The sequence below is a fragment of the Streptosporangium sp. NBC_01755 genome (genome assembly GCF_035917995.1).
GTDB lineage: Bacteria > Actinomycetota > Actinomycetes > Streptosporangiales > Streptosporangiaceae > Streptosporangium.
Genome location: NZ_CP109131.1, coordinates 3,591,424 through 3,611,743 on the forward strand (window position 1 = coordinate 3,591,424; position 20,320 = coordinate 3,611,743).

Annotated in this window: 20 protein-coding genes and 1 pseudogene; 3 read left to right on the forward strand and 18 right to left on the reverse strand. The window is 70.0% G+C overall.

The features are described 5' to 3' along the window. Window positions 1–26: 26 nt before the first annotated feature. Complete coding sequence (locus tag OG884_RS16790) at window positions 27–296, forward strand: hypothetical protein (RefSeq protein ID WP_326646288.1); 270 nt, start codon at window positions 27–29, stop codon at window positions 294–296. Window positions 297–970: 674 nt separating this feature from the next. Next, window positions 971–1,081 (forward strand): annotated as a pseudogene (locus tag OG884_RS16795) (ATP-binding protein); the annotation flags it as partial. Between the two features lie 231 nt (window positions 1,082–1,312). On the opposite strand, the gene OG884_RS16800 reads toward OG884_RS16795, so the two are convergent. The 16 genes from OG884_RS16800 to OG884_RS37520 all read right to left on the reverse strand — a co-directional run bounded on the left by OG884_RS16800 (window position 1,313) and on the right by OG884_RS37520 (window position 16,272). Then, window positions 1,313–3,970 (reverse strand): bifunctional acetate--CoA ligase family protein/GNAT family N-acetyltransferase, encoded by a 2,658-nt coding sequence (locus tag OG884_RS16800; RefSeq protein WP_326646289.1) that lies wholly within the window; start codon window positions 3,968–3,970, stop codon window positions 1,313–1,315. 68 nt (window positions 3,971–4,038) lie between these two features. Further along, window positions 4,039–4,503, reverse strand: coding sequence for a hydrogenase maturation protease (locus OG884_RS16805; RefSeq protein WP_326646290.1), 465 nt, complete (start codon window positions 4,501–4,503; stop codon window positions 4,039–4,041). After that, window positions 4,493–5,782 carry a Ni/Fe hydrogenase subunit alpha gene (locus OG884_RS16810; RefSeq protein ID WP_326646291.1) on the reverse strand — a complete coding sequence of 430 codons (1,290 nt, stop codon included), beginning with the start codon at window positions 5,780–5,782 and terminating at the stop codon, window positions 4,493–4,495. Before OG884_RS16810 ends, OG884_RS16805 begins: the two co-directional genes overlap by 11 nt. Then, window positions 5,772–6,566: an oxidoreductase gene (locus tag OG884_RS16815; protein WP_326646292.1), complete on the reverse strand. Its 795-nt coding sequence runs from the start codon at window positions 6,564–6,566 to the stop codon at window positions 5,772–5,774. The genes OG884_RS16810 and OG884_RS16815 overlap by 11 nt, the downstream gene beginning before the upstream one ends. Beyond that, window positions 6,566–7,375, reverse strand: a complete 810-nt coding sequence (locus OG884_RS16820; RefSeq protein ID WP_326646293.1) for an FAD/NAD(P)-binding protein — start codon at window positions 7,373–7,375, stop codon at window positions 6,566–6,568. Before OG884_RS16820 ends, OG884_RS16815 begins: the two co-directional genes overlap by 1 nt. Further along, a complete protein-coding gene (locus tag OG884_RS16825; RefSeq protein ID WP_326646294.1) occupies window positions 7,372–8,442 on the reverse strand; it encodes a 4Fe-4S dicluster domain-containing protein in 1,071 nt (356 codons plus the stop codon). The genes OG884_RS16820 and OG884_RS16825 overlap by 4 nt, the downstream gene beginning before the upstream one ends. Before the next feature lie 87 nt (window positions 8,443–8,529). Then, window positions 8,530–9,144: a V-type ATP synthase subunit D gene (locus OG884_RS16830; protein ID WP_326646295.1), complete on the reverse strand. Its 615-nt coding sequence runs from the start codon at window positions 9,142–9,144 to the stop codon at window positions 8,530–8,532. Then, entirely contained in the window at window positions 9,141–10,505 is a 1,365-nt protein-coding gene (locus OG884_RS16835) for a V-type ATP synthase subunit B (RefSeq protein ID WP_326646296.1), read from the reverse strand. The genes OG884_RS16830 and OG884_RS16835 overlap by 4 nt, the downstream gene beginning before the upstream one ends. Window positions 10,506–10,514: 9 nt before the next feature. Continuing rightward, entirely contained in the window at window positions 10,515–12,146 is a 1,632-nt protein-coding gene (locus tag OG884_RS16840) for a V-type ATP synthase subunit A (protein ID WP_326646297.1), read from the reverse strand. Next, window positions 12,128–12,646 carry a hypothetical protein gene (locus OG884_RS16845; RefSeq protein WP_326646298.1) on the reverse strand — a complete coding sequence of 173 codons (519 nt, stop codon included), beginning with the start codon at window positions 12,644–12,646 and terminating at the stop codon, window positions 12,128–12,130. The genes OG884_RS16840 and OG884_RS16845 overlap by 19 nt, the downstream gene beginning before the upstream one ends. Beyond that, window positions 12,643–12,891, reverse strand: coding sequence for a hypothetical protein (locus OG884_RS16850; RefSeq protein WP_326646299.1), 249 nt, complete (start codon window positions 12,889–12,891; stop codon window positions 12,643–12,645). The genes OG884_RS16845 and OG884_RS16850 overlap by 4 nt, the downstream gene beginning before the upstream one ends. Continuing rightward, complete coding sequence (locus tag OG884_RS16855) at window positions 12,888–13,193, reverse strand: ATP synthase subunit C (RefSeq protein ID WP_326646300.1); 306 nt, start codon at window positions 13,191–13,193, stop codon at window positions 12,888–12,890. The genes OG884_RS16850 and OG884_RS16855 overlap by 4 nt, the downstream gene beginning before the upstream one ends. Further along, the gene (locus OG884_RS16860; RefSeq protein WP_326646301.1) at window positions 13,190–14,476 is read right to left on the reverse strand and encodes a V-type ATPase 116kDa subunit family protein; all 1,287 of its coding nucleotides are present in this window, start codon (window positions 14,474–14,476) and stop codon (window positions 13,190–13,192) included. The genes OG884_RS16855 and OG884_RS16860 overlap by 4 nt, the downstream gene beginning before the upstream one ends. Then, window positions 14,463–15,359 carry a hypothetical protein gene (locus OG884_RS16865; RefSeq protein ID WP_326646302.1) on the reverse strand — a complete coding sequence of 299 codons (897 nt, stop codon included), beginning with the start codon at window positions 15,357–15,359 and terminating at the stop codon, window positions 14,463–14,465. The genes OG884_RS16860 and OG884_RS16865 overlap by 14 nt, the downstream gene beginning before the upstream one ends. Then, entirely contained in the window at window positions 15,356–15,787 is a 432-nt protein-coding gene (locus tag OG884_RS16870; protein WP_326646303.1) for a hypothetical protein, read from the reverse strand. Before OG884_RS16870 ends, OG884_RS16865 begins: the two co-directional genes overlap by 4 nt. A gap of 215 nt (window positions 15,788–16,002) precedes the next feature. Further along, window positions 16,003–16,272 carry a hypothetical protein gene (locus tag OG884_RS37520; protein WP_442811696.1) on the reverse strand — a complete coding sequence of 90 codons (270 nt, stop codon included), beginning with the start codon at window positions 16,270–16,272 and terminating at the stop codon, window positions 16,003–16,005. Window positions 16,273–16,411: 139 nt separating this feature from the next. On the opposite strand from OG884_RS37520, the gene OG884_RS16880 reads away from it, so the two are divergent. Next, complete coding sequence (locus OG884_RS16880; RefSeq protein ID WP_326646304.1) at window positions 16,412–17,152, forward strand: HAD family hydrolase; 741 nt, start codon at window positions 16,412–16,414, stop codon at window positions 17,150–17,152. 386 nt (window positions 17,153–17,538) lie between these two features. Here OG884_RS16880 and OG884_RS16885 read toward each other — a convergent pair whose 3' ends face one another. Both OG884_RS16885 and OG884_RS16890 read right to left on the reverse strand, forming a co-directional pair. Then, window positions 17,539–18,573 carry a hemolysin family protein gene (locus tag OG884_RS16885; protein ID WP_326646305.1) on the reverse strand — a complete coding sequence of 345 codons (1,035 nt, stop codon included), beginning with the start codon at window positions 18,571–18,573 and terminating at the stop codon, window positions 17,539–17,541. After that, window positions 18,570–20,045 carry a hemolysin family protein gene (locus OG884_RS16890; RefSeq protein ID WP_326646306.1) on the reverse strand — a complete coding sequence of 492 codons (1,476 nt, stop codon included), beginning with the start codon at window positions 20,043–20,045 and terminating at the stop codon, window positions 18,570–18,572. Before OG884_RS16890 ends, OG884_RS16885 begins: the two co-directional genes overlap by 4 nt. Between the last annotated feature and the right edge of the window lie 275 nt (window positions 20,046–20,320).

Genomic DNA, 20,320 nt, shown 5'->3' on the forward strand with positions numbered 1-20,320 from the left:
TCAGATGGGTATCTGGGATTGTCGTTGTGGTCGCCGTCGAGCTGCTTCTCGACGGCGGCCCTTCTTTCTCCTCGCACATGCGGGGAAATCGTGTTCACATGGCGGTTGTCTGCTCAGTGCTGCTCGGCTTTCTGATTTTCGCCGCTGTATCGATAGCAGGCGTTTGTATTCTTGAGAAGACGCCCGTCGTCAACCAGGTAGCTGAGTGTCATTCGCAGGAGCCGTGGGTCTTCGCCGATGGCATCGGCGATCTGACGGTTTTTCCACCGACTGGCTGGGTCCTGCTTGAGTACTGATGATCAAAGGTCGACGTTACCCGGAACGTGCCTGTCACTGCAGGTCAGAGGCATGATCGCGTGTCACGTCGAGCTTTCATGTTCAGTAGGTCCAGGACTTTGATCATTCGTGGGCTGGCGGGCCTGCCTCTTCTGCGCGGTGTCGCCGTGTCGGCTGCTTTGGGCTGGGCAGCGCTCTGACCTTGGGAGGTTTCCGGGAGCGGTGTGTGAGAGGCCGCCGCGCTTTCCCAGTGCTCCAGAGCATGCATGGTGGTCTCCGGTTTGGTGATCTCCTCGCGCGCCCGGTCAATATCACGTTCAAGTTTGGCTAGCGCATGATGAGCCCTCTCCCAGCAGCCGCGTGCATGATGGAGTGCGTGCAGAAAAACAGGAGCGGCCTCCTGGATGCCGTACTGATCCCGCATGAGACGGCACTGCATTCGCAGTGAGGCAGCACCCGGAAGATAAAGCAGCGTGTCGAAGCGAATTCCACTCCTGCCTGCGCCGATCCCGACGTGCAGCGATTAGCAGCCGACTTCCCGTCGTGGAATCCATGTCAGCCTTTTGCTGTCTCTAATTATCGGCCACCTTGGACTCGATTCCGGCTTTGCGAAACACCTTTCTCGCGCTCCCCCTGAGAGCGATCCGTTAACCCGTGGGTAAGTGAACGTCAAAGCGATCTCTCGCATCTCGCCACCGCGACGGTCGACCGGCTCCTGCACCATGCCCACCTCGTCCAGACCAACGGTGACAGCCACCGCCTCGCCGAGGCCCTCTCCGGTCGCGGTGTCGTCCCGCTGACCTGACCACCCACCATAGATCAACTGGCCATCGGCCTGGAATTCCGCTGACCGTCAGCCCGGAGAACTACCGACCGCCCACCAAGACTACGGCGTGTCCGTTGACACCCTTGACAGGCACCCGAAAACGCTAACTACCTGGCCTTGGGGGAACCTCACCGGAAGTGATCATCCGTGCAGGGCCATCGGAAGCGGTTTGGGGTGATCTCCCAGCCGATGCATGGGTGCGGTCGCGGCTCAGCGTAGTCTGCGGCGGAGCAGAGACGGCCGGGCGGTGGCGGGCGCTAGCTGGACGCGTGCGTCTACGGCTGTGGCACCGGTCGGTGTGACGATGACGGGGTTGAGGTCGATCTCGGCGATCTCCGGCAGGTCGTCCATGAGATGACCGAGCCGCACGATCTGATTCTCCAGTCCCTTCACGTCTGTGGGAGGGCTTCCCCGATAGCCGGAAAGCAGCGGCGCGCATCGAAGTTCTCCGATCATTCGTGCGGCCTCGGCGTGGCTGATCGGCGGCACCCGAAAGACGCGGTCGGAGAGAAGCTCGGTGATGGTGCCGCCGAGACCGACCATGATGAGGGGCCCGAACGCTTCGTGCGCGACGCCACCGACGATCATCTCGATGCCTCCGGTCATCACGTGCTGCACGATCGCACCGGACATGGCAGGGCCGACCCGCTCGGTCAAGTCCCGGTAGGCCTGCCGGACCTCCTTCGGCGTGCGCAGGCCGAGCCGGACGCCCCCAAGGTCGGTCTTGTGGACGATCTGCGGGCCGGTGGCCTTCACGACCGCCGGGAAGCCGACCCGGGCGGCGGCCTCGGCGGCGCTCTCAGGGCCATCGACTGTCACGGACTCGGCCACCGAGATGCCGTAGCAGGACAACAGAGCGGTCGCGAGAGAGATGTCCAGCCAGCGTCCTTGGGGGTGCGCCGCGAGGTCCCGTTCGACGATCGCCCGAGCCCTTTTGACGTCCGCTCCGTTGGTTTCCTCCGGCGGCTCCAGGGGCCGTTTTCGCCAAGCGGCGTAGTCGGCGGCGCGGCCGAAGGCGTGGACCGCCTGCTCGGGAAATGCATAGCAGGGGATTCGGCCGTCGATGATCCCGTCTTGTCCCATGACGCAGGCGAGCACTGTCTTGGCCGACCCCACGGTGGCGGCCGCGATGGCATCTCGCGTCGCTTCCATGCCCGAGCCGAACGGGGGCGTGTATACGGCGAACAGGGCGTCGATCCCCGGATCGGCCAGGACGATCTCGATCGCCGCGGCGAATTCCCTGGCGTCGCCGTCGGCGGTGAGGTCGATTGGGTTGGGGACGGCGGCTGCCGCGCGAAGACGGGTTCGCAGGGCGTTCTGTGTGACGGTGGATAGTTCCGGGACACTGAGCCCTCGCTGCTCGCAGGCGTCGGCCATGATGGCCTCCGGGCCGCCGGAGTTGCCCACGACCGCGACCCGCCGGCCGGTGGGTAGGGGCTGGGAGGCGAGCAGCCTGGCGGTATCGAGCATGTCCTGGACGCTGTCCTCGCGGATCACGCCTGATGCCCGCAGCAGCGCGTCCACCGCCCTGTCGGGCGTCGCGGCGGCGGCGGTGTGTGAGCGGACGGCACGGCCGCCGGAGACGCTGCGCCCGCTCTTGACGACGATGATCGGTTTGCGCGTGCTGACCCTGCAGGCGATGCGGCCGAAGCGGCGCGGGTTGCCGAAGGACTCCAGGTACATGGCGATGACTGCGGTGGCCTGATCGTCCTCCCAGTATTCGAGCAGGTCGTTGCCGCTGACGTCGGCTTTGTTGCCGACTGACGCGAACGAGGAGACGCCGAGCCCCAGTTCGCCGGCTCGTTCGATCAGGGCGACCGCCACGGCCCCCGACTGCGACATCAGCCCGAGCCTGCCTTCACTGGGCAGGCTGGGCATGAAGCCGGCGTTCAGTGAAGCGGCGGTGTTCGCGATACCCAGGCAGTTGGGACCTACCAGGCGTATTCCTGATTCCCGGCAGATCTTGAGTAGCCGGGCTTCCAGCTCCTTTTTCCCGGCTTCGGCGAATCCGGCGCTCACCACCACCAACCCTCGGACACCGTGTCGCGCGCAGTCCTTGGCGACCTTTGGCACTGTGTCGGCCGGGGTGGCGATCACGGCGAGTTCCACCGGTCCCGGTATGGCAGCCACGGTGGGGTAGGCGGGGAGGCCGCACAGTTGCGTGGCGTTGGGATTCACGGGATACACAGGCCCGGGAAAACCGCCGGTGATCAGGTTGCGCAGTATGCGGTGTCCGACACTTGCCGGGTTCCGGCCAGCCCCTACGACGGCGACCGAACCAGGGGAGAACATGTGGGCCAGGGAGTTGCGTTCGGCCTCGTGCGCCCGCTTCTCGATCTGCTCCAGCAGATGAGCCGTGGGGCGCAGGGCGATACGCGATTCGATCTCGCCCTGCCGGCACCGCCGTTCGACCGGCAGGCCCAGATCGCCGAGTACCTGCAGCATCTGCCGGTTGCCCGCGAGGACGGTGGCCGTCAACTGCTCGATCCCCCTTTGGGCGGCGTCGAGAGCGATGTGCTCCAGCAGCAGGGTGCCGAGTCCACAGCCATGTATCCGGTCATCCAGCAGGATCCCGATGTCGGCCTCGGGGCGCTGAGCGTCGGGGATGTACTCCGCGACGCCGACCACCCGGCCGGCGGCGAGTGCCACCAGTGCATGACCTTGGTACCCAGGGCTGGTCAGGCGGTCCACGTAAGCGTGGGCCGTGTCGGTTCCGCCGGTGAAGAACCGCAGGTACACCGAGCGTTCGGATGACCGGTCGACCAGGGCGTGCATGGCGTCCCGGTCGGAAACGCGCAACGGCCGGACATGCGCGATTCCGCCGTCACGCAGCAGCACGTCGCACTCGTCGTCCACGTAGCGGAGCATGACCCGAGCGTGCGTCACCGATGATGCTCGACCCAGGGGCCTAATCCCCTCGAAGTCAGGGCCTGTTGTCACTGTTCCTGCTGACGGAGATCATCCAGCCGCTGCCGGACAGCCTCAGCCGTCTCGCGGATCGCCGCGCGCACCGGTGGGGTGACCGGGGTGTCGAGGCCGAAGTCGCCGCCCTCGACGCCGAAGACGACCAGTTCGTCCGGGAGCAGGCCGAGCGCCTCACCGAGCGCCATCGCGTCGGGCAGGCCAAGGGCATGAGAGCTCGCCCGCCAGGCGGGCGCGGGGCCTGGCCGGACAGCCGTGTGGATGGTCCCCGGTGCCGCGCCTGAGGACACCGCGTCTATCACGATCGCCAGCCGCGCGCCGCTCCAGGCCGTGACCAGATGCATCGGATCCCCGGAGCTCTCGGTGAGGACCACCGAGGGCGGGAGCGTGCCGCGGAGTAGCCGTACCACCTCCAGGCCCGCCGCGTCGTCACCGCGGGAGTCGCCGCCCACCCCGATCACGACTCGGTCAGCGCGCATCGAGACGAAGATCCAGGAAATGGGTGGAGCAGGAGATGCACGGGTCGTGGTTGCGTACCGCCCGCTCGCACAGCGATGCCAGCTCCTCCTGCGGCAGGGCGAGCCGTGGCTCGACCAGATCCCACAGATCCTTCTCGATGCGGGCCTGGTTCTGAGAGGTCGGCGGCACGATGTCCGCCTCGACGATCAGCGCGTCATCGTCGATGCGGTAGCGGTGGTAGAGCGTGCCGCGCGGGGCCTCCGACGCCCCGTGGCCGACGCCGGGCCGCGGCTCGACGGGGACGGCGGGCGCGTCGGGCTCGGCGTAAGAGTCGATGATCCGCAGGGCTTCGTCGCAGGCGTGCACGATTTCCACCGCCCGGACCACGATGCTGCGAAAGGGGTTGCGACACACCTCGCCGAGCCCGGCGTCGCGCGCCGCCGAGCGGGCCAGCGGGGAGAGCAGCCCGGAATTGAGGGCGTATCGGGCCATGGCGCCCACCAGGTAGCCGCCGGTTCCGTCGAGCCGGGCGTGCAACGCCGTGGAGCCGGGCACTTGCTCCTCGACAACGTGTTCGGGCCAGTGCGAGACCGGAAACCCGGTTCCGTCGCTGACGGCGACGGAACCGGAGAGGATGGCGTACTCGTCCGGGTGCCGCAGCGCGAGGAACCGGTAGTCGTGTTCCACGTCGGGGAAGTCGAATCCGGCGACCCAGGTCACGGTGGCCAGGGCGTGCTCCCGTGCCAGGCGCAGCCGCTCGGCCGCACCGGCGAGTTCCTGGCGGCGCGGGATCCGGTAGAAGCCGCCTACCCGGACGTTGACCGGGTGGATCGCCCGGCCGCTCAGGTCGGCCACCAGCTCGTTTCCCGCCTTCTTCAACGCCAGGCCGCGCTCCAGGTGGACGCGATGGTCGGCGGCCATGGCGATACCGCTGTCGTAGCCCAGGAAATCCGGCGCGTGCAGCAGAAAGATGTGCAAGGCGTGTGACTCGATCCATTCGCCGTAGTAGAGGAGCAGCCGCAGGTCCCGCAGCGGTCCGGTCACCTCCACCCCACAGGCCGCCTCGATGGCCTGGCAGGCGCTCATCTGGTACGCGACAGGGCAGATGCCGCAGATGCGGGCGGTGATGTCGGGAGGTTCGGTGTACGAGCGGCCGCGCAGCAGCGCCTCGAAGAACCGGGGCGGCTCGTAGATCCTCAGCTGAAGGTCGACGATCCGGCCGTCGCGGGCGCGCACCAGCAGTGCTCCCTCGCCTTCGACCCGGGACAGGCCGCCGATGCGGATGGTCTTATGCGTCACCCTCGGCCTCCTCCGACGCTCGCCGGAAGGGCTCCTCGGTGGCGTTGAAGGTCCGGTAGATTCGCACCAGCTCCGGGTCGCTCATCCCGAGTTCGCGCAGCCGGCCGTTAAGGGCGGCCGAGTTGGTGGTCTCGGACGGGCCGAAGCAGCCGTAGCAGCCCCGGTTGAACGCCGGGCAGAGCGCCCCGCAACCGGCCTGGGTGACCGGGCCCAGGCAGGGCGTGCCGTGCGCCACCAAGACGCAGACGTTGCCCCGGGCCTTGCACTCCACGCACACGCTGTGCCCTGGGACGACAGGGCGCCGACCGGTCAGGAACGCCGTGATGACCTCCAAAAGCTGGCGCTTGTCGATCGGGCAGCCGCGCAGCTCGAAGTCCACCGGCACGTTGGCGGAGATCGCCGTCGACCGCTCCAGGGTGGCGATGTATTCGGGCCGCGCGTAGACGACGGAGGCGAACTCGCGTACGTCGGCGAAGTCGCGCAGGGCCTGGATCCCGCCTGCGGTGGCGCAGGCCCCGATCGTCACCAGGTGCTTGGAGACCCGGCGTACGTGCCGGATGCGCTCGGCGTCCTCTGGGGTGGTGACGGACCCCTCGACCAGCGACAGGTCGTACGGGCCGGGACCAGGGGCGCTCGACGCCTCCAGGAAGTAGGCGATCTCCACCTTGGCCGCCAGGGACAGCAGCTCGTCCTCGCAGTCGAGCAGGGTGAGCTGGCAGCCGTCGCATGAGGCGAACTTCCAGACCGCGAGCCGCGGCCGGGAGGCGGGTTTGGGGGCGCCCATCACAGCTCCCGCACCGCGAGGAGCCTGGCCGCCCGCTGGTAGTCCACCACCGGGCCGTCCAAGCAAAGGAGCAGCGGGCCGAGCTGGCAGTGCCCACAGCGGCCGACGCCGCATTTCATGTTGCGCTCCAGCGACAGCGCCACCCGTGCGGCCGGGACGCCGCGCCGTACGAGGTTGTCGGCGACGGCGCGCATCATGACCTCGGGTCCGCACACGAAGGCGGCGGTACGGCGCGGCTGGAAGACGATCCGGTCGATCAGCCTGGTGACCGGTCCGACCGGGCCCTGCCAGGCGTGGTCCGGATGGTCGACGATGACCTGGACGTCGACGTCGTGCGACTTTCGCCACCGGGCCAGCTCTCGCGGGTAGAGCAGGGTCATCGGGGTACGGGTGCCGACGATCAGGCTGATCCGGCCGTATCGGGAACGGTGCGCGGCCAGCTCACGAAGGACGGTGCGCAGCGGCGCGAGTCCCAGGCCGCCGGCCGCCACGACGACGTCCAGCCCGGCCGCGGCAGGCACGTCCCAGGCGGTGCCGTACGGGCCGCGGAGCCCCACGACGTCGCCGGGCCTGGCATCGCACAAGACGTGGCTGACCGCGCCCACCGCTCGGATCGTGTGCATGAGCGCCCCTGACCTGGCCCGGCCGCTGAGGGAGATCGGTATCTCGCCGACTCCCCGGGCGTAGATCATGTTGAACTGGCCTGGTAGGAAGGCCGGGCACCGGCCCCGCACCGGCTCCAGGGTCAAGGTGACGGTGTCGGCGCGGTCCGGACGGCGGGAACGCACCCGGTACGGAGCGGGCGTCATCGGATGCACGACAGTTCCTCGGTCACGTCGATGCCGGTGGGGCACCAGGTGATGCACCGGCCGCAGCCCACGCAGCCCGACACGCCGAACTGGTCGTACCAGGTGGCGAACTTGTGGGTCAGCCACTGGCGGTAGCGGGCCAGGGCCGAGCCGCGCACCGGTGTGCCGCCGAGTTCGGTGAAGTCCAGCGTGAAGCAGGAGTCCCACCGTTCGGACCGTTCGGCGACGTCGCCGGAGAGATCGGTGATGTCCTCGACGGTGCTGCAGAAGCAGGTGGGGCAGGCCATGGTGCAGTTGGTGCAGCTCAGGCAGCGGGAGGCCACGTCGGTCCACCGGGGGTGGTCGTGTGCCGCCGGCAGCCAGTCCTGGATGCCGGTGGTGTCCACCTGCCGCCCCATCCGGGTCGCGGCCGTGCGGGACACCTCCTGCGCGGCGGCCAGGTCGTCCTCCTCGGCCGCGCGGTGCGGGATCGCCGTGAGGATCTGCGCGCCGCGTTCGCTGCCCGGTTCGATCAGGAACCGGTGCGGTGCGGCCAGCTCGGTGATCGCGAGGTCGAAGCCGGCGGTGGCCTTCGGTCCGGTCCCCATGGAGGCGCAGAAGCAGGTGCCGCCGGGAACCGCGCAGTTCACGGCCACCAGGAACAGCGCCTCGCGTCGGCGGCGGTAGGCGCTGTCGGGATGTCTGCCGAGGAAGACCCTGTCCTGGACGGCTATCGCGGCCAGATCGCAGGCGCGTACCCCGAGCAGCGCGACGCGGGGCGCCTCGGGTTCGACCTCCTCGATCTCCTGGTCACGCATTCGAAACAGCGTCTGGCGGGGCGGCTGGGTGTAGCGCTTGGCCGAGTCCGGGCCGGCCGCGAAGCCGAACACCATGTCGTCGTCGCGCTCGGTCAGCCGGTAGCCGCCGGGCTCCTGTGCGTCTCCCACACCCGCGGGTAGCTCTTCGGCCGACCATATCTCGGCCATCCGCACGGCTCCGTCCTTGACGGTGGGGCCGACGACGGTATAGCCGACCGATCGCAGGGCCTCGATCAGCGGCTCCAGCGACGGTGTCACAAGGGCGTCCATCGGCGTTCCCCCTCACGCTTCAGACGGCGGGAGTTATATCCCCTCTCATCCCTTTCCAAAAGCGACTCTTCTGAACATGGCCAAAGGTCACCGGTAATGGAGGCTTCCGTCCCTGGTCGCACGCCGTACCCGGGCACAGTCGGCGCGCTCCTGTTCCTCCAGGGCCAGCTCGCGTTCGGCGAGCGCCGATTCCAAGCCGGGTATCCAGCGCTCGCGCAGGGCACGGATCCGGCGCCGCGTCCAGAGGACCTCTGCCTCCACGATGCGGACGGCCCTGAGTGCTACGGCGTGTCGTGTTCCTGCTTCCAGGGCCCTCTGGCAGGCCGATCTGGCCGGGGTGAGGGCGGCCGTGAGCGCCGGCTGTTCCGGGGCGGCGGGGAAGTGGCAAGCTACGCTGCAGGGATAGGTCGTGCCCATCACGTCGGCGTAGTCGATCTCGACGTGAATCTGCCCGGCGGAGGCGCCGAGCCGCAGCGCCCGCTCCCCGCCGAGGGTCGCCACGCGGAAGGTCCAGATTTCCGCCTCGGCCATCGTTTCCGCCCAGCGCTCCCCGGTCTGGGCGGCGACCGCGGCGAGACGGTCCTGTTCCTGGCGGAGCAGGCGCAGCTTGCGGTCGAGGAGGTCGAGGCCGTGTTCAGCGGTGGCCAGCCGGCGCCGCAGCCAGAGGCGGCCCGCGCGGCCGGGCGGCACGGAGATCCTCATCGCGCCTCCCGGTAGTTGGCGTCCACGGCGGCGGCGTCGAGCATGGTCAGTTCCGTGCGTGGCAGCGTGGAGAGCACCTGCCATGCCCGGTCGAAGGTCTCTTCCAGGCCGTGAGACTCCTCCCGGCCCTGGGCGACCAGCCGCTCGTCGAAGGCGCGGGCCAGGTCGAGATACCGCCGGTCCAGCGAGCTGAGCGCGTCGGTACCCACGAACTCGGCCAGTTCCCTCGCCTGCCTGGCCCGCGTCAGGGCTGCGAGGAGCTGTGCCGCCAGGTCGACGTGCTCCCGCCGGGTACGGCCGGCCCCCACCCCATGTCGCATCAGCCGCGAGATCGACGCCAGCGAGTCGACCGGCGGATAGCCGGGAACATCGCGAGAAAGCACGATCTGCCCTTCGGTGATGTATCCGGTGAGGTCCGGTACGGGGTGGGTGATGTCCCCGGCCGGCATGGTCAGCACGGGCAGCAGCGTCACCGAGCCCGGCAGGCCCCGTACCTTCCCGCAGCGCTCGTAGATCGAGGCGAGGTCGCTGTACAGGTAGCCGGGATACGCCCTGCGGGCGGGGATCTCCCCCCTTACGGACGACACCTCCCGCAGTGCCTCGCAGTAGCTGGTCATGTCGGCCAGGACGACCAAAACGTGCCGGCCGAGATGGAAGGCGAGGTGTTCGGCGACGGTGAGCGCGATCCGCGGAGTCAAGATCCGCTCGATCACCGGATCGTCGGCCAGGTTGAGCAGGAGCACCAGCTCTGCGGCCGCGGTTCGCGCCTCCAGCGCGTCGCGTACTCCGAGTGCGTCCGCGTGCGTGAGCCCCATGGCGGCGAAGATCACGCTGAACGGTCCTCCGGAGGCGTGAGCCTGTGCCGCGATCTGGGCGGCGAGATCGAGGTGCGGCAAACCGGGCGAGGAGAACACCGCGATCTTCTGACCGCGCACGAGCGTGGTCAGGGCGTCGATCACCGACACACCGGTGAGGATCGGCTCGGCGGGCGGGACCCGCCACGCCGGGTTCAGCGGAAGTCCGCTGACGGGCATGGTCGTCGAACCGAAGATCGGCGGTCCGCCGTCCAGCGGGCTGCCGAGGCCGTCGCAGACCCGCCCCAGCCAGCCGGGGCCGACGGGCACTCGGAAGGGGGTCCCCGAGAACGCCACGCCGATCCTTCCGGGCGTCATGCCTGAGGTCCCTTCGAGGACCTGGACCAGCGCGAGATCCCCGTCGACCTCCAGGACCAGCCCGTGCCGTACGTCGCCGCCGGGCAGGTGGATCGACGCGAACTCGTCCCACCCCACGCCGCCGACACCCCGCACGACGATGAGTGGGCCTCGCAGCTCGGCCACGTCGGTGTACTCCAACTCGATCATGGCTCGGCCTCACCCGGATTCCTTGGCACGCAGGACGGCGGAGAAATCCCGGCTCTCGATCTCGTCGGCCGGCACGCCACCGGAGACCAGGGCCAGGCAGTCGTCGATCGCGGCGAGCACCGTGCCCGCGAGCGCGATGGTGCGCTCAGGTGTGCAGTAGGCGTCCGTGGGGCTGAGCGCGCTCTGCTGCAACAGGCCCTCGCGCAGCAGGCGCCCCCCGAGCAGGACGACGCGCTCGCGCGCGTGCAACGCCGCCGTGCCGACCAGTTCGGCGATCCCGGACAGGTGGTCCGCCTCGGCGAGCAGCGCGCTGATGCGCGCGCGGGTCGCCGCCCAGCCTTCCCGGCCGGTCCTGTCGTGCCATTGGGCCAGGGACTCATCGTCGCGGGAGAAGGACGCCTCCCAAGACACCGCCGGGTAGTGGCGTGCGTAGGCCAAGTCGCGGTCCAGGCTCCAGAGCGTGCGTACGAACCGCTGGGTGTGGGTGGTGACGGGCTCGGTCATATCCCCGCCCGGCGGGGAGACCGCCCCCAGGATCGTCACCGACCCGGTCCGCCCGCCGAGCGTCGTCACCCGTCCCGCTCGCTCGTAGAAGGCGGCGATCGCGGAGGCGAGATCGGCGGGGTAGCCCTCCTCGGCGGGCAGCGCCCCGCTGCGGGAGGCGAACTCGCGCCTGGCCTCGGCCCACCGGGACGTTGAGTCGGTGATCAGCACCGCGTCATACCCCATGTCACGGAAGTGCTCGGCCACGGTGACCCCGGTGTAGATGCTCGCCTCACGGGCCATCATGGGCATGTTGGAGGTGTTGGCGATCATTACGGTACGGTCGGCCAGCCGCCCGCCCGTCCGCGGGTCGCCGAGCTGCCCCAGTTCCGAGATCACGTCGGCCATCTCGTTGCCGCGCTCGCCGCAGCCGACGTAGACGACGACGTCGGCGTCGCACCATTTGGCGATCTGCTGGAGCAGTACGGTCTTGCCGGTGCCGAATCCCCCGGGCACCGCGGTCGTTCCGCCTCGCTGGACGGGCAACAGCAGGTCGAGTACCCGCTGCCCCGTGATGAGCGGTACCGGCTCTGCGAGACGCTCCCGGTAGGGCAGGGCCCGGCGGATCGGCCACCGCCTGACCATCGTCATCTCGTGGCCTCCGACGGTGGCGATCGGGGCCTCGGCAGGGTACTCTCCGGCAGGCCGGATCGAGCCGACGGTGCCGCCGGAGGCGAGGACCAGGTAGGACAGCCCGCCGGCCATGGTGACGGCACCGACCGGGGCGCCTGGTTCCACAGCCCGCCCCTCGGCGACGAGCGGGGTGAACCGCCAGGAACGGGTTTCCGCGCCCTCACGGGATCGGGGATCCAGCCACATGGACGCCTGCTCCAGCGGCCGGAGCAGCCCGTCGAACACCCCGCCGAGCAGGTGAGGCCCGAGAGGCGCCGACAGCGGGATCCCCGTCGCCTCGACCGGGAGTCCCGGCATCAGGCCGCCCGTGTACTCGTACATCTGGACGGTCGCCCGCTCGCCGCGCAGGGACACGACTTCGCCGGGAAGTCCTTTCACGGTCACCTGATCGAACATGGCGACGCCCCTCAGATCGCTCACCTCGACGAGCGGGCCATTGACGCGGGTCACGACAGCCACAGGCACTGCACCTCCCCGGCGAGGGTGTCGATCATCCGGTCTGCGAGAGCGGGCAGCGTGGCGTCCAGGCGCCGTCCCGGACCGTGCGCCACCACGCCGCCGTCCGGATGCTCGTCGATCACCAGGTCATCCCCGCCGCGCCGTCTGACCGTCTCCGACAGGTGGCGCAACAGGGCCGGGTAGCAAGGGGCGTGGCGGAGATCCTTGGCCTCTTCACGCGCCCGGCGGCGAAACTCCTCCAGCATCTCGCACTGCGCGGCGAGGACGACCCGCCGTCGCCGTCGCCCGACGTCCGCCCGCACCGTGGCGGCGTAGGCGGCGTGCTCCGCCAATCCCTGCGCGCCCGCCTCGGCCAGTACGGCCTCCGCCTCCCGCCGGGCCGCTGCCATGACGGACGCCGCCTCGTCCCTTGCCCGCGCGGTCGTCCGTGCCGCCTGCTCCCCGGCCCGGCGCAGCAGCTCCGCCTCCAATGGGGCGAGAGCCTGCTCGACCGCGGTCCCGGTCACGGCTCGCGCACCGCCCGCCGGGCGGACAGTGCGCCGGGCATGACCACTGTGAGCCGATCGTCGACGGGACCGAGGATCTCGGCCGCCCACGCGGTGAGGATCACCACATCGACGCCCTCCGGCAAGGACCTCCAGGCCCGACGGATGCCCGCGGAATCCTCGGCCGACAGCACGATGGCGCCCGCCAGGGCGAGGCCCGCCAGCCGGGAAGGCTCGCCGATGGCCACGACGCCGCCCATGGTCACGCCCGCCCGATGAGGATGACGGCGACGACAAGCCCGTAGATCGCGATCCCTTCCGCCAGGCCGACGATGACGATCGCGCGGCCGAACAGTTCCGGGCGTTCGCTCATCGCCGCAAGTGCGGCGGCGCCAGTGTAGGCGACGGCCACGCCCGCGCCGATCGAGGAGGCCGCCACCGCGATCGCCGCGCCGATCAGCGCCGCCCAGTTCGCCTGCCCCGCGGTGGCGTGAGCGTCCACTGGGCCGCCGTTCGCCCCTGCCGGCCCGCCGAGCGCGGCCACGATGAGGACGCCGAGAGCAGTCAAGAGAACAAGCGCGCTGAAGGCGATGATCCCTCGCCGTGCCGAAATGGACATCGCGGTGCCTCCTTAGCGGGGAGCGGGATGCGCAAAGGCCGGAAGGGACGCCCCTCCGCCTGGAAGATCCGGGAGAACAACTCGTAGTACTCCAGGCGCAGGGCCTGGACCGCCGCCACCAGCGCCTCCAGAGCGAAGGCCAGCAGGGTGCCCGCAGTGAAGACGAGCGCCGCGAAGGCGGGAGCCGTCGGCCACAGGCCGAGGGTGGCCTTCCACACGATCCAGCCGATCGCGGCGTGAGTGAGGCCGAAGGCCGCGAGCCTGGCGAAGGACGCGACGTTCGCGCCGATACGGATGACCACGTCGGCCGACCGGATCACCGCTTGTGTGAGGCCGCCGCCTTCGGCGAGGAACCCCGTGAGAATCAATCCGAGACCGGTGACGGCCGTCACCAGCCCTGCCGCCGTCAGCCATGTCTCGGCGAGGTACCACCCACCGGCCGCCACACCCATGCCGATGAACGTCGCACCTCCGGCGATCCCGGCGGGCGAATACAAGGCGAGCGGCAACCCTCCTTCCCGCCACCTGTTGACACCGCCGAGCAGGTAGGCGCCGCCGAGAAGCAGGGCCCCCACGCTGAGGGCGAGGAGCAACAGCGAGGCGGGATGTGACATCGGGTCCAGCCAGAGCACTGGAACCAACCCCGTCGGGCCGAAGAACTCCCCGTACAGCAGGCCGAACAGGATACTCGCCAGACCCGCACCGGCCACGAACGGCCACGCCCCGCGGAACCGCGTCAGGCGGGCCGGCCACCCGGCGTGGAGCATCGCCGCCACGGCCAGCAGCATCAACCCGTGACCCGCGTCGCCGAACATCATCCCGAACATCAGCACGTAGGCGAGTGCCGCCGGCGGGGCCGGGTCGACGTCGGCGTACGGCACCGTTCCGTACGTCTCCACCAGCGGGTTGACCGAACCTCTGAGCCCCTGGCCGCGGAGCAGGGACGGCGCCTCCGCGCCAGGAGGGTGGGGGAGCGGCACCACCGCGCCTCCGGCAGTGGCGAGCGTCAGCGACAGGGCGTCGACCGCCTGTGCCGGAGTCCATCCCGCGACGACCGCCACCCCGTCCCGGATAACCGCGTGGTCCGCGCACTCCTCGATGCCGGCCGCGCCGTCAAGATCCACGCATCCTGCATCGGCCACCAAGGCGAGCACGTCACCGAGCGCGTCCTGGGGGGCCGCCACCGCGATCCGCCGCATGCGGACCGGCGCCAGCGCCTCACGCCAGCTCATCTGGATCCCCCTGGTGTACGGCCGTCTCACCGGCCCGCTGCACCCGCCAGGCGTCGGCTGCGAGCACCGCGACCGTGCCCAGAACCGGCGAAGGCCCGAAACTCGAGCCGAACAACATCGCCGTACCGTCCCGCTCGACGCGCTCCCACCAGCGCGGCTCACCCCGCCACAGATCCTCGGGCCGCTCCAGCCCTGTGAGTGCCCAGCGGGCGGGGAAAGGCAGGCAGGCGGTCATGCCGGGCAACGAGGTGGCGTCCAGAGCGCGCCGGCCCAGCAGGGATTCGGCCTTGCCTCTGATCGGCGGCTCGACACCTCGCCCTTCGAGGAAGTGCTCGCGAGCGACCAGCAGGGCGGCCGCCCCCGCCGCCCACGCCGAGGCGGAACCGATACGGTCGCTGACCTGACAGGCCCACGACAGCCGCATGCCGATCTGGATCTGCCGGGGACGCGCGCCACCCGGGTCGCCCCAGGGGGAGGCGGCGAGCGCGGCACGGATGTCGGCCGGCGCGGTGAGGGCCCGCACCCGGGGCCAGGCCGTCGCCAGCGCTCCGAGGCTGAACCGCCGGCCGCCCCCCGCGAGGATCTCGTCGACGTTGGCGATCTCGAACCACCGCGCCAGCAGTCGGATCATGACGGTGCCCTCCGAGGGCAGCCATCCGGCCAGGATCCGCAGGTGCCACAGCAGGCAGGCCAGGACGGACTGCTGAGCCTCGGCCAGGCTCTGCCCGGCGCGCACGTCGTGTCCGTACGGGGTGGAGGCGAGCGCGGACACCACCTCCTGGGCCGAGCCGGCCAGTGCCACCCGCCGTGCCCCGGCCTTCCCCAGGCGCCGCCGAGCCAGCGCCCGTGCTCGCGTCGTCCCGGCCACCCATGCCGCGCTCATCGACCGCCCGCCAGCGATCGGATCATTCCCATCACCCGATCGATCTCGCCCGGCATACGTCGCGCCGCTCGCTCGCGGATCGCCTCCGCCTCACGGCGGGCCGCGTCGAGCACTTCGGTGCCTTCCACGTCCAACGCGACACGGGCGCGGGCAGCGGCCTCTGCGCGCTTCGCCCCCGCTCCGCCTCGCGCGGTCGCCACGATGGCCGTCGCCTGCTCACGGGCCTGGGCGAGCATCTCCTCGGCGTCCCGCTCCGCCCGCACCTGAATCTCCCGGCATCGGGTGTGGACATCCGCCAGGGCGGCGAAGATCGGCGCCGCTTCGGCGGCACGTTCCGCCTCGGGGTCGGCCGGCACCCCCGCCGGCGCCGCCGCCCCAGGTGCCCCAGCCGGGCGGAACCGGCCGAGGAAATCGTGCAACCGAGCCATGGTTCTCCCCTGATGGTTCTGCTCAGACGGCCCGCCCGGGCATTGGAAGACGATCCGAGCCTCCGTCGCGATTGCTGTCCCGCCCAGAGTCCTAATCCCCTTCTGACCAGGGACTCATGTCAGTACTTCTTCCTGGCCGGCGCGAGAGGGGCGGCGCATACCTGGCCACCAGCGCGTCCGCGTCGGCCTCGATCCTGGCCGCCCACGCCTCGGGGTCATCGACGATCCACAGCACGATGTAGCACTTCACAGGGCGGCGGGAGGCGATGAGAGTCGGTCGGGTTGGCCATCAGGTGCCAGATGGACACCAGGATGGAGCGGGCGACCGCGACCAGGGCCTTCATATGGCCGCGGCGTTTGACGATGCGTCGGTAGCGCGCGCCGAGGAAGGTGTCGGTGCGTGCGGCGGAGATGGCCGCCTCGCCGAGGGCGCCGCGTAGCCAGGGGTTGCCCTTGCCGGTGGGGCCGCAGGTGGGTGCGCTCAACGGGCTTAACCATTCTCCCGATCCCGTCGACGACGGCGGCACGGGCCACCGCAGTCGTCACCGTCACTGGTTGGACCGCCGGTTGGACGGACTCGGCCCTCGAAGGTATTCGTGGCCATATACCGGGGAGGTGTGGTTCATGATGAGGTTGGGGATCCCCGACGAGATCCGTGCCTGCCTGTTCGATCTCGACGGCGTGCTGACCAAGACGGCGGTGGTGCACGCGGCAGCCTGGAAGCAGATGTTCGACGACTTCCTCAGACGGCGAGACGGCGAGAGGTTCCGCCCGTTCGACGCGGTGGACGACTACGACGCCTACGTCGACGGGCGTCCGCGTTTCGACGGGGTACGTACCTTCCTCGCCGCGCGCGGCATCGTGCTGCCCGAGGGGGAGCCGGGCGATCCGCCCGAGCGTGACACCGTGCACGGCCTGGGCAACCGCAAGAACCTCCTGGTACTGGAGAAGATTCGCAAGGGCGGGGTGCAGGCGTATCCGGGGTCGGTACGTCTGGTGGTGGCGGCCCGCGGTGCGCGGCTCGCGACCGCGGTCGTGTCCTCCAGCGCCAACTGCCAGGCCGTCCTGGCCGCGGCCGGCATCGAGCGGCTCTTCGACACCCGGATCGACGGCGTGGTCGCGGCCGAACGGGGGCTCGCGGGCAAACCGCACCCCGACACCTTCCTCGCGGCGGCGCGCGACCTGGGCGTCCCACCTGCCGGCGCGGCGGTCTTCGAGGACGCGCCGGCCGGAATGGAGGCCGGCCGGGCGGGCGGATTCGGCTACGTCGTCGGGGTCGACCGGGCCGATCAGGCGGACGCGCTGCGCGCGCACGGCGCGGACGTCGTGGTGAGGGACCTGGCCGAGCTGCTTCGGGAGGAGTGATGATCAGCCATCCCTCGTACGCGGTCGAGCCGTGGAGTCTGCGGGAGACCGCCCTGCACCTGCACCACCTACCGCCTGCTCAACGGAGCCGATCTGACGATCCGGCACTACCAGCGGCCGGTCACGCTCAACGGCCGGCATCCGCAACAACACCCCACACCACCTCTGCCGCCCCGCCCCGAGCCCCGGCAGCCACCGGGACGCCGCCCGAAACCCCGCCACCCCGAACGCACGTGACGACACACCCGGGGGCCGGCCAAGGCGAGCCCAAAATTCGGATGACTTGCACCGGTTTACCGGCTGACTGATTACGCTGACAGAGAAAACGGGCCGGGGGAGGGATCTCCCCCGGCCCGTGGCGCTCGCAGGCCCGCCGAAATACCGGGTTAACGGGTCGCGAGCACCCGGACGCCCAGGATCTCGCCGAGCAGGTCCGTGAGGCTCACCATGCCGATCACCTCGCCTCCGCCGTCCGTGACGAGGCCCAGGTGCGCGTGGGCGTCCTGGAGAGCGGAGACGGCGTCGGGGATCGTGGTGGCCTTGTCCAGGCGGGGCACCGGCCGGGCGAGCTCCGCGGGGCTGGCCTCCGGCCGGATGAGGATGTCCCTGACGTGCACCACACCCAGGACGTCGCCCGGCTTGCCGGAGGTGACCAGCAGGCGCAGGTGCCCGTCGCGCGCGGCCACCTCGCGTATGTGCGTGCCCGTCGCGTCGCCGGGCACCGAGGTGGCCTTCGCCAGCGGCAGCATCAACCGCTCGACCGGCTGCTGGTGGACTCGCAGAGCCCGGGTGAGCAGGTCGTGCTCGTCACGGTCGAGCAGCCCCATCCGGCCCGACTCACCGACCAGCATCGCCAGCTGGACAGGGGTCCTGGTGGTGGCCAACTCGTCCTTGGGATGCACGCCGAACAGTTTCAGGATCCCGTTGGTCAGACCGTTGAGCGAGGCGAGCACCGGCCTGACGACCCAGGTGAAGCCGCGGAACGGCAGGGCCAGACCCATCGCGGCGCTCTCGGGGTGGGTCAGCGCCCACGACTTGGGAGCCATCTCGCCCACCACCATGTGCAGGAAGGTGATGATCGCCAGCGCGATCATCAGCGAGATGGGGACCCGCAGCGACTCGGGCACACCGACCGCGCCGAAGACCGGTTCCAGCAGATGCTCGACGGCCGGCTCGGTCACCATGCCCAGACCGAGCGAGCAGAGCGTGATGCCCAGCTGCGCGCCGGCCAGCATCAGGGAGAGCTCCCTGCCACCGCGTACGGCGGCGCGGGCGGCGATCCGGGTCAACCGGCCTCCCTTGCCCGCGAGCTCCTCCAGGCGGTGCTTGCGAGCTGAGATCACCGCGAACTCGGCAGCGACGAAGAAGGCGTTGCCGATCAGCAGGGCCACGCCGATCAGCAGGGCGGCGGTGGTGCTCATCGTCGCCTCACCTCGCTCCGCTCGATCATGGGAGTCTCCGGGGCGCGCTCGATCATCTGCGGCGGGGGCATCGCCGGATCATTCTCTCTCCCCGCCGTTCTCGGCGTCTCGTCCTCCGCCGGACCGGCCTCCCGAGGTACGGCGAGCGACAGCCGCACCCACTCGGGGACCCTGCGGTTCACCGACAGCACGGTGAGCATCGCGTCCTTCTCGTCGGCGCCGTCGTTCTCCAGGGGGTCGTTCCGCAGGGTCAGCGTGACGGTCACCTGGTCGCCGGGCTCGGCCATCCGGCCGAGGGTGGCGAGCACGAGACCCGCGACGGTGTCGTAGTCGTCGCTCTCCGGAAGCTGCAGCCCGGTGGCCCGCTCGATCTCGTCCAGCCGGAGCGTGCCCGGCAGGTCCCAGGTGCCATCCTCACCCGCGACGACCCCCGCGGGTTCCGGGTCGTTCTCGTCGATGAGCTCGCCGACGAGCTCCTCGGCGAGGTCCTCGACGGTGACCACGCCGGCCAGGCCCCCGTACTCGTCGATGACGCACGCCATGTCGTCGCGGGCGGCGCGCATGCGCTCCAGCACGGCGGGCAGTGGCAGGGAGGTGGGCACCAGGAGCGCGGGACGGGTGATCTTCTCCAGCGTCCCGTCGGTCAGCCCCGACTTGAGCAGCTCGCGCACGCCGGTGACGCCGACCACGTCGTCGCCGTTCCGGTCGCAGAGCACCGGATAGCGGGAGTGACCACTCCTGCGGACGGCGTCAAGCAGGTCGGAGATCGGGCGTTCCTCCCTGAGCAGCACCACGCGGGGGCGCGGCACCATGACGTCCTCGGCGGTACGGTCGCCGAACTCCAGTGCGCGCTCAAGCAGCTCCGACAGCCGTGGCGGCAGGTCGCCGGTGGTGGCGGACTCGGAGATGATCCGGGACAGCTCCTCGGGGCTGGCGCCGTGCTCGATCTCCTCCACCGGTTCGACGCCGACCCGGCGCAGCAGGCCGGTGGCGGCCGAGTCGAACAGCCGGATGACCGGCCCGGCGATCCGCAGGTAGATCAGCGTCGAGCGGGCGAGGAACTTCGCCACCGGCTCGGGACGGGCGATGCCAAGGTTTTTAGGGGCGAGCTCGCCCAGAACCATCTGGATGACGGTGGCGACCACGATGGCCAGTGCCACGGCGATGCCGGGTACGGCCGCCGAAGGGACTCCTGCTGCCTCCAGCCAGGGGCGGACGACCGTGGCGATGGCGGGTTCCGAGATGAAGCCGACGAGCAGCGCGGTGACGGTGATGCCGAGTTGCGCGCCCGACAGCATGAACGACAGACGTCCCGTCACCTTCAGCGCCTGTTCGGCGGCCACGTCGCCCGAGTCGGCCTGCTCACGCAGCACACCGCGGTCCGCCGCGACGAAGGCGAACTCCTGGGCGACGAAATAGCCGGTGGCGAGGGTGAGCAGGAGTATGGACAACAGGCCCAGAGCCGTGTTCACCGGGTAGCTCTCCCGGTCGGTTCAGCGGTTCCCGTGCGTTTGCACGGGCAGGTACTCCACGAGTCCGGAGTGGACACGATCATCCTTTCGAGCAGAGGTAGTTCTCTACCGTAACGATCCGGGTAGGGGTTGATGTTTCCGGATCAGCCGACGATCGCATTGTTGGTCGCTAACAACCTGTCTGAGTACTTTTACATAGGGAAACCTTGGGGACTCTGCGGCATGCACGTGAACCGCGACGTAGCGTCGATAATGACGTTTTCACCATGAGATCA